The sequence below is a fragment of the Nocardioides aurantiacus genome (assembly GCF_003752505.1).
Lineage (GTDB): Bacteria > Actinomycetota > Actinomycetes > Propionibacteriales > Nocardioidaceae > Marmoricola > Marmoricola aurantiacus.
Window position 1 is genome coordinate 949540 of sequence record NZ_RKHO01000001.1, and the last position, 15539, is coordinate 965078.

Below are 15539 nucleotides of genomic sequence, written 5' to 3' on the forward strand. Positions count from 1 at the left end.
GGTGGGCTCGTCGGGACTCGCGGGGCGCATCGCGGCGTGGGGGACCACCCCGGCCGAGGCGGCCGCGCACCACGCCGCCGACGCACACGTGCCGCCCGGCGGACGCCACTTCGTCCGCGCGGTCGACGTGGACGCCGACCCGGCGACCACGTGGCGCTGGGTGTGCCAGCTCGGCGTCGCGCCGTACAGCTACGACGTGGTCGACAACCTGGGTCGCCGCAGCCCACGCACGCTCACGCCGGGCGCGGAGCGGCTGCAGCTGGGCCAGCGGGTGCTGTTCGGCCCCGTGGTCGAGCTCGAGTCGGGCCGGCTGCTGGTGGTCGCGGCCCGGGGGCTGGGCCAGCGGGTGTGCGGCCCGGTCGCGATGTCCTACGAGGTACTCCCCGGGCGTCGTACGCCGAGCCGGCTGCTGCTCTGCCTCGCCGTCGGCCCGCCGCGGCGGCCGTTCGTCGCGCTCGACCGGGCCTGGCAGGCGGTGCTCGGGGCCGGCGACCTGGTGATGGCGCGTCGCCAGCTGCTCACCCTGCGCGACCTCGCCGAGGCCCACGACCCGCGCTGAGGCCGGGCTTGGCAGACTGCGCCCATGACCGACCTCCCCTCCGCGCCGCACCCCGGCGGGACGCCGCGCGTCGCCGTCATCGGCGGCAGCGGGTTCTACGAGTTCCTCGACGACCCCACCACCGTGACGGTGGAGACGCCCTGGGGCGAGCCGTCCGCGCCGATCGCGGTCGGTGACGTCGGGGGTCGCCCGGTCGCGTTCCTGCCGCGCCACGGCGCCGGACACCGCTACCCGCCCACGCAGATCCCCTACCGGGCCAACATCTGGGCGCTGAAGTCGCTCGGCGTCGAGCGGATCCTGGCGCCCTGCGCGGTCGGCGGCCTGCAGCCCGAGACCCAGCCCGGGACGCTCGTCGTGCCCGACCAGCTCGTCGACCGCACCACCAGCCGCGTCCAGACCTACGTCGAGACCGGCGCCGCCCACGCGCCGTTCGCCGACCCCTACTGCCCCGAGCTGCGCACCGCGCTGACCTCGGCGGCGGGGGAGGGCGCGATCGACGGCGGCACGATGGTCGTCATCGAGGGTCCGCGGTTCTCCACCCGCGCGGAGTCGCAGAGCTACGCCGCCGCAGGCTGGACGGTCGTCAACATGACCGGCCACCCGGAGGCCGTCCTGGCCCGCGAGCTCGGCGTCTGCTACGCCACCATCGCGCTCGTGACCGACCTCGACGCCGGGGTCAGCGCCGAGGAGTCGGTCGACCAGGCCGCGGTGTTCGCGCTGTTCGAGAAGCACATCGGGCGGTTGAAGACGATGCTCGGCGAGGTCGTCGCCGGCCTGCCCGAGGGCGAGCCCGGCTGCGGCTGCGGGGCGTGGCTCGACGACGTCGAGCTGTCCTTCGAGCTGCCCGGCCCGGGCCGGACGGTGTCCGCGTGAAGGTCCTGCTCACCGGTGCGCTCGGCTTCATCGGCGCCCGCATCGACGCCCAGCTGACCGCGCGCGGGGACGAGGTGGTCCGCGTCGACGCCGTGATCCCGCAGGCGCACGCCCAGGGAACCGAGGTGCCCGAGGGGCTGCACCGGCTCGACGTCCGCGACGCCGCGCAGTGGGCCGACCTGCTCGACGGCGTCGACGTGGTGTGCCACCAGGCCGCGATGGTCGGCGCCGGCGTGACCGTCGCCGACCTGCCGCTGTACGCCGGCCACAACGACCTCGGCACCGCGGCGCTGCTGGCCGCGATGCACGACCGCGGGGTGGACGCGCTGGTCGTGGCCAGCTCGATGGTCGTCTACGGCGAGGGTCGCTACGCCTGCGAGGAGCACGGTCGCCAGGTCCCCGGGGTCCGCAGCCGCGCCGCGCTCGACTCCGGCGACTTCGAGAACCACTGCCCGACGTGCGACCGGGCGCTGTCGTGGGAGCTGGTCCCCGAGGACGCGCTGCTCGACCCCCGCAGCAGCTACGCCGCCAGCAAGCTGGCCCAGGAGCACTACACGTCCTCGTGGGTGCGCCAGGCGCGCTCGCGCGCGATCGGGCTGCGCTACCACAACGTCTACGGCCCGGGCATGCCGCGCGACACCCCCTACAGCGGGGTGGCCGCGATCTTCCGCAGCTCGCTGGAGCACGGCCAGGCCCCGCGGGTCTTCGAGGACGGCGGGCAGATGCGCGACTTCGTCCACGTCGACGACGTCGCCCGGGCCAACCTGGCCTCCATCGACGCCGTGGTGGGCCGGGAGGCCGAGTCGTGGTCGGCGTACAACGTCTGCTCGGGGTCGCCGGTGCCGATCATCCGGGTCGCCGAGCTGCTGGCGCAGGCCGCCGACGGCCCCGCGCCCGAGGTGACCGGGGACTACCGACCGGGTGACGTGCGCCACGTCGTGGCGAGCCCGGAGCTCGCGGCCGACGAGCTGGGCTTCCGGGCCCAGGTGACCCCGGAGGCCGGTGTCGAGGAGTTCGCGACGGCACCCCTGCGGTGAGCGGCCCCGGTCCGGTGGAGGTGGCGGGGGAGAGACCCGCCGCGCCCCAGTCGCGCAAGTCGGCGTCCTCGCTGGGCGTCGCCCCCTACGGTGTAAGCATGTCGACCCCCGATGCGGTCTGCGACGTGGTGATCCCCTGCCGCGACGAGGCCCCCGCCCTGCCGGCCCTGCTGGCACTGGTCCCCGACGGCTTCCACGCCATCGTCGTGGACAACGGGTCGACCGACGACACCGCCGAGGTGGCCCGCGGCCTGGGCGCCACGGTCGTCCAGGAACCACGTCCCGGCTACGGCGCCGCGGTCCACGCCGGCCTCGAGGCGGCGACCGCCGACTTCGTCGCGGTCATCGACGGCGACGGCTCGATGGACCCCGCCCAGCTGGTCGGCCTGCTGGCCGAGGTGCGCGAGGGCCGGGCCGACCTGGCCGTGGGCCGACGCCGTCCCGTCACGCGCGGGGTCTGGCCCTGGCACGCCCGGGCCGGCAACGCGGTCGTGCTGTGGTGGCTGCGTCGCCGCATCGGCCTCGCCGTCCACGACATCGCCCCGATGCGCGTCGCCCGTCGCGAGCAGCTGCTGGGGCTCGGCGTCGAGGACCGGCGCTTCGGCTACCCCGTCGAGCTGCTCCAGCGCGCCGGGCGCGCCGGGTGGCGGCTCAGCGAGCAGGACATCGACTACCACCCCCGCGCGGCCGGCACGAAGTCGAAGGTCTCGGGGTCCGTGGTCGGCACCGTGCGCGCCGCCCGCGACTTCGCGCGGGTGCTCACGTGAGCACCCGGGTGGGAGACGTCGCGGCCGCGGTCGTGCTGGTGGTGGCCAAGGCCCCCGTGCCCGGACGCGTGAAGACGCGCCTGGGCGCCAGCATCGGCATGGACGCCGCGGCCGAGCTGGCCGCCGCGTCGCTGCTCGACACGCTCGCCGCGTGCGCGGCGGCGTACCCCGCCGGACGACGGCACCTCGCGCTCGACGGCGACCTCGCCGAGGCGCGCCGCGGGCAGGAGCTCCGCGACGCGCTCGAGGGGTGGCAGGTGCACCCCCAGCGTGGCGACGGCCTGGCCGAGCGGCTCGGCGCGGCGCACGCCGACGTCGCCGCCGTGTCCGGTGGGCCCGTCGTGCAGGTCGGCATGGACACCCCCCACGCACCGGTCGGGACGCTGCGTGCAGCGGCCGACCTCCTCGTCGGCCCGGACGACGCGGTCCTGGGCCCCGCTCACGACGGCGGGTGGTGGCTGCTCGGCGTGGCCGGGCCCCACCTGCTCGTCCATCTCCCGGAGGTACCCATGTCCACCGACGCCACGGGGGCCGGCACGCTCGACGCGCTGGCCCGAGCCGGTGGTCACGTCCACCAGGTGGAGGCGCTGCGCGACGTCGACGAGCTCGACGACGCCTCGGCCGTGGCCCAGGCCGCACCGCAGAGCCGGTTCGCCCTCGCCTTCGCCGAGCTCGGCGTCGACCCCGCGGTCGACCCGGGCGTCGGGCCGGTCGTCGGGCCGGGGACCGAGGTGCCCGCGTGAGCACCGCCGAGTTCTACCCCGACGCGGACGGCCTGGCCTCGGAGACCCTGACCGACGGCCACGCCCACGTCAGCTTCAGCGAGATCTTCGCCGACGCCCTGCGCGGCATCCCCTGCTCGGTCCGAGGCGTGTACGCCGAGGAGGAGCTGCTGCCCGTCCACAGCTGGCTGCGACCGGCCGACCGTGCCGACCGCGCGGTGCTGAGCCACTGCGAGGGCGCGACCATGGACGTCGGCTGCGGCCCGGGCCGGATGAGCGCCCACCTGCGCGAGCGCGGCCACGCCGTGCTCGCCGTCGACATCGTGAGCGAGGCCGTCGAGCAGGCCCGCCGGCGCGGCGTGCCGGCGCTGCGCCGCAACGTCTTCGACCCGATGCCCGGCGAGGGCCACTGGGACACCGTGCTGCTCGCCGACGGCAACATCGGCATCGGCGGCGAGCCGCACGCGCTGCTGCGGCGCTGTGCCGAGCTGCTGGGGCCGGGCGGTCGCCTCGTCGTCGACCTCGAGGCGCCCGGCACCGGGCTGAAGACCCACGAGGCACGACTGGTCAGCGAGGGCCGCCGCACCTCGATCTTCCCGTGGGCGCAGGTCGGCGCGGACGCCGTCGAGCCGCTCGCACGCAAGGCCGGGCTCCAGGTGAGCCGGCTGCGCGAGCACCACGGCCGCTGGTTCGCCGTCCTGACGCCGTAGGCCCGGCCGTGCGCCTCCCCGTCCCGCGGGACACATCGTTCACCTCGCCGCTGCGCGACGAGCGGCTGACGGCCCGGCTCGGGGTGTGGCTCGGGACCTGCTTCGGGCTGTGCTTCCTCACCGGCCTGGTCAGCCACTGGTACTACCTGCCCGACCCGTGGTTCGTGCCGCCCACCCGCCCGGTGTGGGGCTACCGCCTCACGCAGGGGGTGCACGTGCTCAGCGGCATCGCGGCGATCCCGCTGCTGCTCGTCAAGCTCTGGAGCGTCTACCCGCGGCTGTTCGCGGGCCTGCCCCGGGGCGGCGTGCGGGCGCTGCTGCTCACCGGCCTCGAGCGGCTCTCGATCGCGGTGCTGGTCGCCGCCTCGGTGTTCCAGCTGGTCGTCGGCCTCGCCAACTCCGCGCAGTGGTACCCCTGGGCGTTCTCCTTCCGCGCCACCCACTACGCCGGGGCCTGGATCGCCATCGGCGCGCTGGTGCTGCACGTCGCGGTCAAGCTGCCGGTCATCCGCCGGGCCTTCGGGTCGCCCGTCGACACCGACCTCCCCGAGCGCACCGGGCCGGGTCGCCGCACCGTGCTGGGGGCCGCGCTGCTCGCCGCAGGCGTCGCGGTGCTCGCCAACGCGGGCGGCACGGTCCCGCTGCTGCGCCGGGTCTCCGTCCTCGCGGTCCGCACCGGGGAGGGCCCGCAGGGGGTCCCGGTCAACAAGTCGGCCGTCGCGGCGGGCGTCGAGGAGAGCGCGCGCGACGCCGGCTACCGGCTGACGGTCACCGGGCCCGACGGCGAGGTCAGCCTGACCCGGGAGGAGCTGGCCGACCTCGAGCAGCACACCAGCGAGCTGCCCATCGCCTGCGTCGAGGGGTGGAGCGCCGGGGCCACCTGGTCCGGCGTACGGCTGGGGGAGCTGCTGGACCGTGTCGGCGCACCGCCGGACGCCGAGGTGCGGGTCGTCTCGCTGCAGCGGTCCGGGGCGTTCCGCTCCACCGTGCTGCCGCCCGCCTTCGCGCGCGACGACCTGACCCTGCTCGCGCTGCGGCTGCACGGCGAGGACCTCGACCTCGACCACGGCTACCCCTGCCGGCTGATCGCGCCCAACCGGCCCGGCGTGATGCAGACCAAGTGGGTCTCACGCGTGGAGGTGGTCTGAGTGGCACGGACCGCACCGGGCGGCGAGCGGGTGGCGCAGGCGGTGGTCGGTGTCGTGGGCGTCGCCGCCGCGGCGTACGGCGGGCTGCTGCTCCTCGACCTGGACGGTCCCGACCTGCTCGACGCGCTGCTCTGGCTGGCCGGCGGCGTGGTGCTGCACGACGCCGTCGTGGCGCCGCTGACCGTGCTGGCCACGCTCGCCCTGCGCCGGGTGCTCCCGTCGCGGACGTGGACGGCGGTCACGGTCGGGCTGGTGGTCCTGCTGACCGTCACGGCGACCGCGGTGCCGGTGCTCGGCCGCTTCGGCGCGCGCCCGGACAACCCGACGCTGCTGGACCGCGACTACACCGGGGGCTGGCTGGTCCTGGCCGGGCTCGTCGTGGCCGGCACCCTCGCCTGGAGCCTGCGGCCCCGGGGACGGGTCAGAGGAACTGGTGGAACAACAGGCCCAGCGAGCCGACGATCGTCCCCGCCGTCGCGATGACGAGGGGCGCGCGTCGCTCCCGGTCGGCCTGGGGGGTGCGGGGCACGAGCGAGACCACCATCGCCACCAGCGCCATCACGCCGACCAGCGAGCCCATCACGATCGGGATGCTCGGCGCCGTCGACTCCTCGGCCGTCGCGCCGCCGACGGTGTAGCACAGCGAGGACGTGATCGCCGCGGTGATGATGGCCGGGAAGGGCAGCGGACCGGCGCGCAGCTGCAGCACGGCGGCCACCAGCAGCACCAGCGAGGCCACCACGACCACCAGCGTCCCCAGCGACATCGCGTCCCCTTCCTCGTGCACCGACGGGTCCATGGTCTACACGATCACGCCCGCCGGCGGGAGGACCGGGTCGGGTCGGGGGCCGGCGGGGGACCGACGCAGGGTGGGGTCGTGGGGTCGTGGGGAGCGGTCCGGCATGATCGCCGGCGTGAGGCACACCGAGTTCTGGACGCGCATGGAGGCGGCGCTGGGGTCGACGTACGCCCGCACCTGGGCGGACCAGCAGGTGCTGTCCGCGCTCGGGGGCCGCACGGTCACCGAGTCCCTGGACTCCGGCGAGGACGTCCGCGAGGTCTGGCGGGCGGTGTGGGCCGAGCTCGGCCTGCCGCCCCGCGACCGCTGACCCACGGCACCGACCCGGCAACCCGGAGGTCGTTCGCCCAGACGACATCGAACCGTGACGTCCCGGACCCTTCGCCCCGGGGCCCCGCCGCGGTTAGGGTTCCCGGGTCCCACTCGGAGGATCTGGAGCACACGTGTCGATCTCTACCCCGAAGCGGCGCCTGACCGGCGCCCTCGCGTCCGCCGCCGTCGCCCTGGGTGCGCTGGCCCCCCTGGCCCTCGGCGCCTCGACCGCCGACGCGGCCCCGGTCACCGCCAAGCCGGCCAAGCCGACGAAGCCGGCCAAGCCCGCGAAGCCGGGGAAGCCCGACAAGCCGGGTCGCTACGTCCCGGTGCAGCTGCTGTCCTTCAACGACTTCCACGGCAACCTCGAGCCCCCGTCCGGGTCGAGCGGCCGCAACACCACGGGCTACACGCCGGCCGACCCCAAGGCCCCGGTCGCGCAGACCACCGACGCCGGCGGCGCGGAGTACCTCGCCACCAGGCTCGCCCAGGCCCGCGAGGGACACCCCCAGAGCCTCACCGTGGCCGCCGGCGACCTCATCGGCGCCTCGCCGCTGCTGTCGGCCGCCTTCCACGACGAGCCGGCCGTGGAGTCGCTCAACAAGCTCGGCCTCGACGTCAGCGCCGTCGGCAACCACGAGTTCGACGAGGGCTACCAGGAGCTCCAGCGGATGGCGCGGGGCGGCTGCCTCGACGACGGCGCGGGCGAGGACAACCAGGACTCCTGCCCGGCCGGCACCTTCGCCGGCGCGGACTTCGACTACCTCGCCGCCAACGTGCGCTACGCCGGGACCAACGAGACGATCCTCCCGCCGTACGCCGTGAAGCAGGTCGGCGCGGCCAAGATCGGCTTCATCGGCATGACGCTGGAGGAGACCCCCGACATCGTCACCGCCAGCGGCGTGGCCGGCCTCGAGTTCGACGACGAGGTCAAGGCCGCCAACGCGCTGGTGCCCGTGCTGCGCAAGCAGGGCGTCAACGCGGTGGTGGTGCTGATCCACCAGGGCGGCACCCCCCGGCAGCTGCAGCTCGGCAAGGACGCGGACGGCAAGCCCTACTCCGTGGCCGCGCCCTACGACTACACCTGCGCCAAGGGCGGGGCCCTCGAGGACACCTCGCCGATCCTGCCCATCGCCAAGAACCTCGACCCGGCGATCGACATGGTCGTCTCGGGCCACACGCACAACCCCTACGTGTGCGACGTCAAGGACCCCGCCGGCCAGGACCGGCTGGTCACCTCGGCCTCCAGCTTCGGGCGCCTGGTCACCGAGACCAACCTGACCTACGACAAGGCGAGCAAGGACATCGTGCGGGCCAGCGTGGAGGGGGCCAACCTCCAGGTGACGCGCGACGTGCCCAAGGACCGCGCCCAGACCGCACTGATCGCGAAGTACAAGGAGCTGGTGCGGCCCATCGCCTCACGGGTCCTCGGCAGCATCGGCGCCGACGTCACCCGGACCCCGACCACCTCGGGCGAGAGCGCCCTGGGCGACCTGATCGCCGACGCCCAGCTGGCCGACGACTCGGTGGTGACCGGGGGCGACGAGCCCGTGATCGCCTTCATGAACCCCGGCGGCATCCGCGCGGACCTCACCCGCGACAAGCAGACCTACGGCGAGCAGGTGGGCGAGGTCACCTACGGCGAGGCGTTCGACGTCCAGCCCTTCAACAACTTCCTGGTCTCGATGACGCTCACCGGCCAGCAGGTCTACGACGTGCTGACCCAGCAGGTCACCGGGGCCAACGCGGCGAGCAGGAAGGTGCTGCAGGTCAGCGAGGGCTTCGAGTACCGCCTCGGCAGCGCCGGCCCCGTGGACGGCAGCGTGACCCTGGACGGGGAAGCGATCGACAAGGCCGCGACGTACCGCATCGTGACCAACAACTTCCTCGCCGACGGGGGAGACGGTTTCCCGGCGTTCAAGGGCGGCACGGGAATCTACTACGGCGGTCTCGACATCGACGCGTTCGCCGACTACCTCGAGCAGAACTCGCCCTACACGCCGGCGACGCCGGACCGCATCCTCCCGGCGGGCTGACCCCCCGGGCACACCCCGCCGCACACCTCGACCGCACCACCAGCACGCCGGCCCGCCACCTCGGCGGGTCGGCGTGTTGCGTCGTGCATCGAACAGGTGTTCGTACTACCGTTGGTCTCTACAGGCAGGGGTCGCGCCGTGGTTCTCCACAGGCCGGCAGCAGTCACCGACGTTGTCGGTGGTCGCGCCTAACGTCTGGCAGGACACGAGGTCGACCCGCGCCGCCCGGCGCGACGAGAGGTGAGGAAGTCCCATGGCTGCTGCCACGAACAACCGCGAGAAGGCGCTCGACGTCGCGCTGGCGTCCATCGAGAAGCAGTTCGGCAAGGGCTCGGTGATGCGTCTCGGCGACGAGACCCGTGCCCCGCTCGAGATCATCCCCACGGGTGCGATCTCCCTCGACATCGCGCTCGGCCTCGGCGGGCTGCCGCGGGGGCGTGTGGTCGAGGTCTACGGCCCGGAGTCCTCGGGAAAGACGACCGTCGCGCTGCACGCGGTGGCCAACGCGCAGGCGGCCGGCGGCATCGTGGCCTTCATCGACGCCGAGCACGCGCTCGACCCCGACTACGCCCAGGCCCTCGGGGTCGACACCGACGCGCTGCTGGTCTCCCAGCCCGACTCCGGTGAGCAGGCGCTCGAGATCGCCGACATGCTGATCCGCTCCGGGGCGCTCGACCTCATCGTCATCGACTCCGTGGCGGCCCTGGTGCCCCGCGCCGAGATCGAGGGCGAGATGGGTGACAGCCACGTCGGCCTCCAGGCCCGGCTGATGAGCCAGGCGCTGCGCAAGATGACCGGCGCGCTCAACAACTCCGGCACCACCGCGATCTTCATCAACCAGCTGCGCGAGAAGATCGGCGTGATGTTCGGCTCTCCCGAGACCACCACCGGTGGCCGCGCGCTGAAGTTCTACTCCTCGGTCCGGCTCGACGTGCGCCGCATCGAGACGCTCAAGGACGGCACCGAGATGGTGGGCAACCGCACCCGCGTCAAGGTCGTGAAGAACAAGGTCGCCCCGCCGTTCAAGCAGGCCGAGTTCGACATCATGTACGGCAAGGGCATCAGCCGTGAGGGCGGGCTCATCGACGTCGGCGTCGAGGAGGGTCTCGTCCGCAAGGCCGGCGCTTGGTACACCTACGAGGGCGACCAGCTCGGTCAGGGCAAGGAGAACGCCCGCACCTTCCTGCGCGACAACCCCGACCTGGCCAACGAGATCGAGAAGAAGATCCTCGAGAAGCTCGGCATCGGTCCCCAGGTCGACGCCCCGGCCGAGCCCTTCGCCGCCGACGCCCCCGGGATCGACCCCGACGGCATCGACTTCTGACGGCCCCGGGGCCGGGGGACGAAGCCTCGGAACAGGCCACCGGGTCGAGGCGTCTCGAGACCCGGTGACGAGACCGCCGACCGCAACCACGGGTAGTCGAGGAAGGTGTGCACGATGACGACCGGACGTCGCAGCAGGTCCCGGGACCGCTGGGGCCGCGAGCCCGCCGCCGACCTCGACACCGGTCCCGACGCGGACCCCGAGTCCGTGGCCCGCACCATCCTCCTCGACCAGCTCACCGGGCGCGCCCGCACGCGCGCCGAGCTGGCCGACAAGCTGGCGAGCAAGGGGGTGCCCGACGAGGTCGGGCACCGCCTGCTCGACCGGTTCGAGGAGGTCGGGCTGGTCGACGACTCCGCCTTCGCGCGCGAGTGGGTCGAGCAGCGCCAACGGGGCCGGGGCCTGGCGCGTCGTGCGCTGGCGCAGGAGCTGCGCCGCAAGGGCGTCGACGACGAGGTCGCCCGTGAGGCCCTGGAGGAGGTGGACGGCGACGCCGAGGAGGCCTCGGCCCGCCGTCTGGTGCAGGCCCGGCTGCGCACCGTCAGCACCCTGGACCGTGACCGCGCCACGCGGCGTCTGGTGGGGATGCTGGCCCGCAAGGGCCACTCCAGCGCGACCGCCTTCCGCGTCGTCCGCAGCGAGCTCGACGCGGTCGGTCTCGAGCGCGACGACGACCCCGAGGTCGACGGGCTCTAGGACCCGCGGTCCCGGTCGGAGGCCGGGTCAGGCGACGTCGGTGGCCGTGGCGCTGCCGTCGACGGCGGTCTCGCCGATCAGGAACGACATCGTGGTGGCGTCGTCGGCGTCGAGGGTGCCCGCGCGCAGCGCGGCCCGGGTCCAGCTGCGCCACATCGTCCGGTAGGCCAGCGGGTTGTGGCTGTCCTCGGCGTAGGCCCACAGCCCGTCGTGACCGTGGCGCAGGAGCGTGGTCGAGCAGGCGGAGTGGACCGAGCCGTCACCCGGGTCGCGCAACGTGTTGCGCAGCTCGAGCACGACCCGGTCGTGGGAGGGGTCGAAGGCCTGCCACACCACCTCGTGCCGCTCCAGCATCGTGCCGGGGAAGGTCGTCATCGAGGTGAGCACCCACCCGCGGATCGCCTCACGTCCGACCGCGTCGGGGTGCCCGGCCCGGCGGTAGGTCGCGTCCGCGGTGAACAGGTCGGCGAAGTCGCCCCAACGACCGGAGCCGGCGATCTCGTCGACCCGGGCGCGGTAGTCGGTGAACGCCTGCTCGAGCTCGGACAGCTGCACGGGAGGAATCCAAGCAGACCCCGACCCCGGGCGAGGAGGGTACGACGAGGTCGGCGGGACCTCGCCAGGCTGGGGCACCACAGGTGTCCGACGGCCGCTCGAGGGGTACGACGAGTCGTGGTGCGCATCGGGGTGTCGGGCTGGACCTACCGGGCGTGGCGCGGCGACTTCTACCCCGCCGGGCTGGTGCAGCGGCGGGAGCTGGCCTACATGGCGGAGCGGCTCACCTCGATCGAGGTCAACGGCTCGTTCTACTCCCTGCAGCGGCCCACCAGCTGGGAGCGGTGGCGCGCCGAGGTGCCCGAGGGCTTCGTGTTCTCGGTCAAGGGCAGCCGCTTCGTCACCCACCTGCGGCGGCTGCGCGAGCCGCGGGTGCCGCTCGCCAACTTCTTCGCCCAGGGCCTGCTGGGGCTCGGGGACGCGCTCGGCCCGGTGCTGTGGCAGCTGCCGGCCACCCAGGCGTGGGACGAGCAGCTCGTGGGGGAGTTCCTGGCCCTGCTGCCCCGCACGACCGGCGAGGCCGCCGAGCTGGCGCAGCAGCACGACGACAAGGTCGCCGGCGACCGGCTGTGGGTGGGCGAGGTGCTGGACCGGCCGATGGTCCACGTCCTGGAGCCGCGGCACCACGGGTTCGCCGACCCGGCGGCGCTGCAGCAGCTCGACGAGGCGGGCGTGGGGCTGGTGGTGGCCGACTCCGCCTCGAGGTTCCCCCGCTTCGAGCAGGCGCAGGGGCCGGTCGTCTACGTCCGCCTGCACGGCGACGTCGACCTCTACGTGAGCGGCTACGGCGACGAGGCCCTGGATGCGTGGGCGGAGAAGATCCGCGGGTGGACCGCCGACGGCCGGGAGGCCTACGTCTACTTCGACAACGACGCCAAGGGCCACGCCCCGTGGGACGCGCTGCAGCTCATCGATCGGCTCGGGCGACCCCCGGGCCTGCCGGACCGCCACGGGTCCTAGAGTCCGCAGGCATGAGCCGCGTCCTCGACCTGCACCGCGCCAGCACGTCGCTGCCCCTGGTGGGCCCGCTGGTGGGGGAGCGACTGTTCTCCTTCGCCTTCAGCCAGGTGGCGCCGTACTTCTGGAGCATCCGGCCGCGGTTCACCGTGATCGAGCCCCACCACGCCGAGGTCGTCATCCCCAAGCGGCGCGCGGTGAAGAACCACATCGGCACCGTCCACGCCATCGCGCTGTGCAACGGCCTCGAGGCTGCGATGGGGGTGCTCGCCGAGGCCACCATCCCGACCGGCAAGCGGTGGATCCCCAAGGGGATGGAGGTCGCCTACACCGCCAAGGCCACCAGCGACATCACCTGCCACGCCGACACCGACCCCGCGCAGTGGAGCGACGCGGCGCTGCCGGCGGAGGGTGGCGAGGTGGCGGTCCGCGTGAAGGGCGTCCGCACCGACGGCACCGTGGTGATCGAGGGCGTCATCCGGCTCTGGGTGACCCCCGAGCGCTGACCCGCCGGAGCTCAGGCCGCGCCCGGGCCCCCGACCGCTCCGTCGATGGGGTTGCGCTCACCGACGTACCGTTTTTGGACCCAGGTCGCGAGCAGGGTCAGGGCGACGCACATCAGGATGTACAGCGCCGCGGTCACGGCGATCGCGGCGACCTGGTTGCCGAACTGCTGGTAGATCTGGCTGGTCACGCGGGTGAGGCCGGGGGAGGCGACGGCGTACCCCAGGCTGGTGTCCTTCAGGGCCACGACGCACTGGCTGATGATGGCCGGCAGCATGATCTTCACCGCTTGCGGGAGCAGCACCAGGTTGGTGACCTGGGTCTTGCGCATCCCCAGGGCGTACGCCGCCTCGGACTGCCCCTGCGGCACGGCGTTGATCCCGGCCCGGAAGATCTCGGCCAGCACCGAGCCGTTGTAGAGCGTCAGCGCGAGCACCACGCTCCAGAAGGCGCCGCTCTGCCCGCTGTTGATGCCGAAGGTGAAGAAGAACAGGATCATCAGCAGCAGCACGGGGACCGCGCGGAAGAACTCGACCACGACGGTCGCCGGGACCCGGATCCAGGCACGGTCGGCGAGCTTGGCCACCCCGAGGACGAGCCCGACCACCACCGACAGTGCCACCGCGGCCGCTGCCATCTTGAGGGTGGCCAGCACGCCGTCGACCAGGATGACCTCGATGAAGCGGGGGGTGATGAACACCTCCCACTGGTCGTAGGCGAACGTCCCGGCGACGTACAGGCGCTGCAGCACGAAACCGATCACCAGCAGCAGCAACACGACGCCGAGGAGGGTGTAGAGGCGGTGACGACGCACGGTCCGGGGGCCGGGGGCGTCGAAGAGGATGCTGGGCGCGCTCATCACGCCACCTTCCAACGGCGTTCGAGACGGTTGGCGACGAACGAGAGCGCGAGCACCAACACGACGAAGACGGCGGCGAAGACGAAGAAGATGCCGTAGCGCTGCCCCGGGTCGTTGTTGGTGAACGAGCGCATCCGGCCGAAGGCCTCCAGCACCCCGAGCGCACCGCACTCGGTGGTGTTCTTGAGCAGGGCGATCTGGACGCTGGCCAGCGGCGGGACCGAGGCACGCACGGCCTGGGGCAGCACCACCTGGGTCATCACCCCGCCGAAGGGGAGCCCGATCGCGCGGGCGGCCTCGGCCTGGCCCACCGGCACCGCGTTGATGCCCGAGCGGATGGCCTCGCACACGAACGCGGCGGTGTAGAGCGAGAGCCCCACCACCAGCGAGGCGAAGATGTTGTTGATCCGCCACTGGCCCAGGTCGAGGTCGACGAAGGAGAAGGTCAGACCGATCTTGGGCCCGGCGAACCGGAAGAAGAGGAGCACCACGAGCAGCGGCGTGTTGCGCACCAGCAGGACGTACGCCGCGCCGGCGCGCCGCAGGACGGCCACGGGGCCGACCCGCATCGCGGCGACCAGCGTGCCCAGGAGCAGGGAGAGCACGGCGGCGACGACGAAGAACAGCAGGGTGTAGCCGAAGGCGCGGACCAGCAGGTCCAGGTTCTCGTAGACCAGGCGCACGTCGTCCTCCTCTCAGGGTGGCGGGATAGCGGACACCCGACGCCGCACCCGTGACGGGGCTCCGTCACGGGTGCGGCAGCGGTCGATCAGGCCTGGCAGTCGTCCAGGGTCGGGGTCTCGGGGGTCTCGATACCCTCACCACCCAGCGTGAACTGGTAGGCCTCGGCCCAGGTGTCGTTGTCGAAGGACGACTGGAGCGACTCGTTGATGAACTCGCACATCTCGGGGGCGTCCTTGGAGTAGCCGACACCGATCCGCTCCTCGGAGAACTCGTCGCCCACGACCTTCAGCTCGCCCTCGTTCTCGGCGGCGTAGCCGAGCAGGATCGCGCCGTCGGTCGACATCGCGGGCACGGTGTCGTTGAGGACGTCGTCGACGCACGCGGCGTAGTTGTCGGCCGGAGCCGGGACGGCGCCCTCGGTCTCGACGTTCTCGAGGGAGGTGGAGCCCGAGGCGGCGCAGACCTCCTCGCCCTCGAGGTCGGCGATGCCCGTGATGTCGCTGTCGGCCTTGACCAGCACCTGCTGCCCGGTGACGAGGTAGGGGCCGGTCTGGCCGACGACCTGACGGCGCTCGTCGGTGATGGAGTACGTCGCCAGGACGAGGTCGACACGACCCTGCTGGAGGTAGGGCTCGCGGTTGTCGGAGATCGTCTCCTCCCAGGTGATGTCCTCGGGAGCGATGCCCAGCTGTCCGGCGATCTGCTTGGCGATCTCGACGTCGAAGCCGGTGGGGACGTCGTCGGCGGCGCCCTTGAACCCGAGACCGGGCTGGTCGAACTTCACGCCGATGGTGATCTTCCCTGCCTCGGCGATCTCGGCCATCTTGGTGCCCGCCTCGAACTCGGGGTTCTCGACGACCTCGACCTCCGGGGCCTCGGCACCCTCGGCCCCCGTCGCGGGCTCGCCGGCGCTGCCGCCGCATGCACTCATCGCGAGCGCGAGACCGGCCGTGACGGCCATCGTCCTGGTCCTGGTGAATCGCATCTTGATCTCCTT

The 15539-nt window shown here is 73.2% G+C and carries 19 protein-coding genes; 14 read left to right on the forward strand and 5 right to left on the reverse strand.

The features are described 5' to 3' along the window. The first annotated feature begins 1 nt into the window (after nucleotide 1). The 8 genes from EDD33_RS19880 (at nucleotide 2) to EDD33_RS04575 (ending at nucleotide 6299) form a co-directional block, all read left to right on the forward strand. Complete coding sequence (locus tag EDD33_RS19880; RefSeq protein WP_170169698.1) at nucleotides 2-559, forward strand: hypothetical protein; 558 nt, start codon at nucleotides 2-4, stop codon at nucleotides 557-559. A 24-nt stretch (nucleotides 560-583) separates the two neighbouring features. Further along, entirely contained in the window at nucleotides 584-1432 is an 849-nt protein-coding gene (locus EDD33_RS04545) for an S-methyl-5'-thioadenosine phosphorylase (RefSeq protein WP_123389288.1), read from the forward strand. Continuing rightward, nucleotides 1429-2469, forward strand: a complete 1041-nt coding sequence (locus EDD33_RS04550; RefSeq protein ID WP_123389289.1) for an NAD-dependent epimerase/dehydratase family protein — start codon at nucleotides 1429-1431, stop codon at nucleotides 2467-2469. Before EDD33_RS04545 ends, EDD33_RS04550 begins: the two co-directional genes overlap by 4 nt. A gap of 98 nt (nucleotides 2470-2567) precedes the next feature. Continuing rightward, on the forward strand, nucleotides 2568-3236 hold the full coding sequence (locus EDD33_RS04555) for a glycosyltransferase family 2 protein (protein ID WP_123393029.1): 669 nt from the start codon (nucleotides 2568-2570) through the stop codon (nucleotides 3234-3236). Continuing rightward, nucleotides 3233-3979: a TIGR04282 family arsenosugar biosynthesis glycosyltransferase gene (locus EDD33_RS04560; RefSeq protein WP_211332411.1), complete on the forward strand. Its 747-nt coding sequence runs from the start codon at nucleotides 3233-3235 to the stop codon at nucleotides 3977-3979. Before EDD33_RS04555 ends, EDD33_RS04560 begins: the two co-directional genes overlap by 4 nt. Then, on the forward strand, nucleotides 3976-4668 hold the full coding sequence (locus tag EDD33_RS04565) for a class I SAM-dependent methyltransferase (RefSeq protein ID WP_123389290.1): 693 nt from the start codon (nucleotides 3976-3978) through the stop codon (nucleotides 4666-4668). Before EDD33_RS04560 ends, EDD33_RS04565 begins: the two co-directional genes overlap by 4 nt. 8 nt (nucleotides 4669-4676) lie before the next feature. Continuing rightward, the gene (locus EDD33_RS04570) at nucleotides 4677-5816 is read left to right on the forward strand and encodes a molybdopterin-dependent oxidoreductase (RefSeq protein WP_211332412.1); all 1140 of its coding nucleotides are present in this window, start codon (nucleotides 4677-4679) and stop codon (nucleotides 5814-5816) included. Then, the gene (locus EDD33_RS04575) at nucleotides 5817-6299 is read left to right on the forward strand and encodes a hypothetical protein (protein WP_123389291.1); all 483 of its coding nucleotides are present in this window, start codon (nucleotides 5817-5819) and stop codon (nucleotides 6297-6299) included. Here the strand turns inward: EDD33_RS04575 and EDD33_RS04580 are convergent. Next, nucleotides 6238-6615, reverse strand: a complete 378-nt coding sequence (locus EDD33_RS04580; protein WP_148076931.1) for a hypothetical protein — start codon at nucleotides 6613-6615, stop codon at nucleotides 6238-6240. The two genes, EDD33_RS04575 and EDD33_RS04580, sit on opposite strands and share 62 nt — an antisense overlap. A 115-nt stretch (nucleotides 6616-6730) precedes the next feature. Between EDD33_RS04580 and EDD33_RS04585 the strand changes: the two genes are divergently transcribed. From EDD33_RS04585 to EDD33_RS04600, 4 genes are all read left to right on the forward strand, one after another. Further along, nucleotides 6731-6925 (forward strand): DUF3046 domain-containing protein, encoded by a 195-nt coding sequence (locus tag EDD33_RS04585; protein WP_123393034.1) that lies wholly within the window; start codon nucleotides 6731-6733, stop codon nucleotides 6923-6925. 133 nt (nucleotides 6926-7058) lie between these two features. Then, entirely contained in the window at nucleotides 7059-8963 is a 1905-nt protein-coding gene (locus tag EDD33_RS04590; protein WP_246003368.1) for a bifunctional metallophosphatase/5'-nucleotidase, read from the forward strand. Between the two features lie 253 nt (nucleotides 8964-9216). Beyond that, nucleotides 9217-10287 carry a recombinase RecA gene (recA, locus tag EDD33_RS04595; protein WP_123389293.1) on the forward strand — a complete coding sequence of 357 codons (1071 nt, stop codon included), beginning with the start codon at nucleotides 9217-9219 and terminating at the stop codon, nucleotides 10285-10287. Nucleotides 10288-10401: 114 nt separating this feature from the next. Next, on the forward strand, nucleotides 10402-10983 hold the full coding sequence (locus EDD33_RS04600; protein WP_123389294.1) for a regulatory protein RecX: 582 nt from the start codon (nucleotides 10402-10404) through the stop codon (nucleotides 10981-10983). Between the two features lie 27 nt (nucleotides 10984-11010). Here EDD33_RS04600 and EDD33_RS04605 read toward each other — a convergent pair whose 3' ends face one another. Further along, the gene (locus tag EDD33_RS04605) at nucleotides 11011-11538 is read right to left on the reverse strand and encodes a nuclear transport factor 2 family protein (protein ID WP_170169654.1); all 528 of its coding nucleotides are present in this window, start codon (nucleotides 11536-11538) and stop codon (nucleotides 11011-11013) included. Nucleotides 11539-11658: 120 nt separating this feature from the next. Between EDD33_RS04605 and EDD33_RS04610 the strand changes: the two genes are divergently transcribed. Together EDD33_RS04610 and EDD33_RS04615 are read left to right on the forward strand one after the other, a co-directional pair. After that, nucleotides 11659-12498, forward strand: coding sequence for a DUF72 domain-containing protein (locus EDD33_RS04610; protein WP_246003369.1), 840 nt, complete (start codon nucleotides 11659-11661; stop codon nucleotides 12496-12498). Nucleotides 12499-12509: 11 nt separating this feature from the next. Next, nucleotides 12510-13001, forward strand: a complete 492-nt coding sequence (locus tag EDD33_RS04615; protein WP_123389295.1) for a hotdog fold domain-containing protein — start codon at nucleotides 12510-12512, stop codon at nucleotides 12999-13001. A gap of 11 nt (nucleotides 13002-13012) precedes the next feature. On the opposite strand, the gene EDD33_RS04620 is transcribed toward EDD33_RS04615, so the two are convergent. From EDD33_RS04620 to EDD33_RS04630, 3 genes are all read right to left on the reverse strand, one after another. Further along, nucleotides 13013-13858, reverse strand: coding sequence for an amino acid ABC transporter permease (locus EDD33_RS04620; protein WP_123389296.1), 846 nt, complete (start codon nucleotides 13856-13858; stop codon nucleotides 13013-13015). Beyond that, nucleotides 13858-14541, reverse strand: a complete 684-nt coding sequence (locus EDD33_RS04625) for an amino acid ABC transporter permease (protein WP_123389297.1) — start codon at nucleotides 14539-14541, stop codon at nucleotides 13858-13860. Before EDD33_RS04625 ends, EDD33_RS04620 begins: the two co-directional genes overlap by 1 nt. A gap of 86 nt (nucleotides 14542-14627) precedes the next feature. Further along, nucleotides 14628-15527: a glutamate ABC transporter substrate-binding protein gene (locus EDD33_RS04630; protein ID WP_123389298.1), complete on the reverse strand. Its 900-nt coding sequence runs from the start codon at nucleotides 15525-15527 to the stop codon at nucleotides 14628-14630. Between the last annotated feature and the right edge of the window lie 12 nt (nucleotides 15528-15539).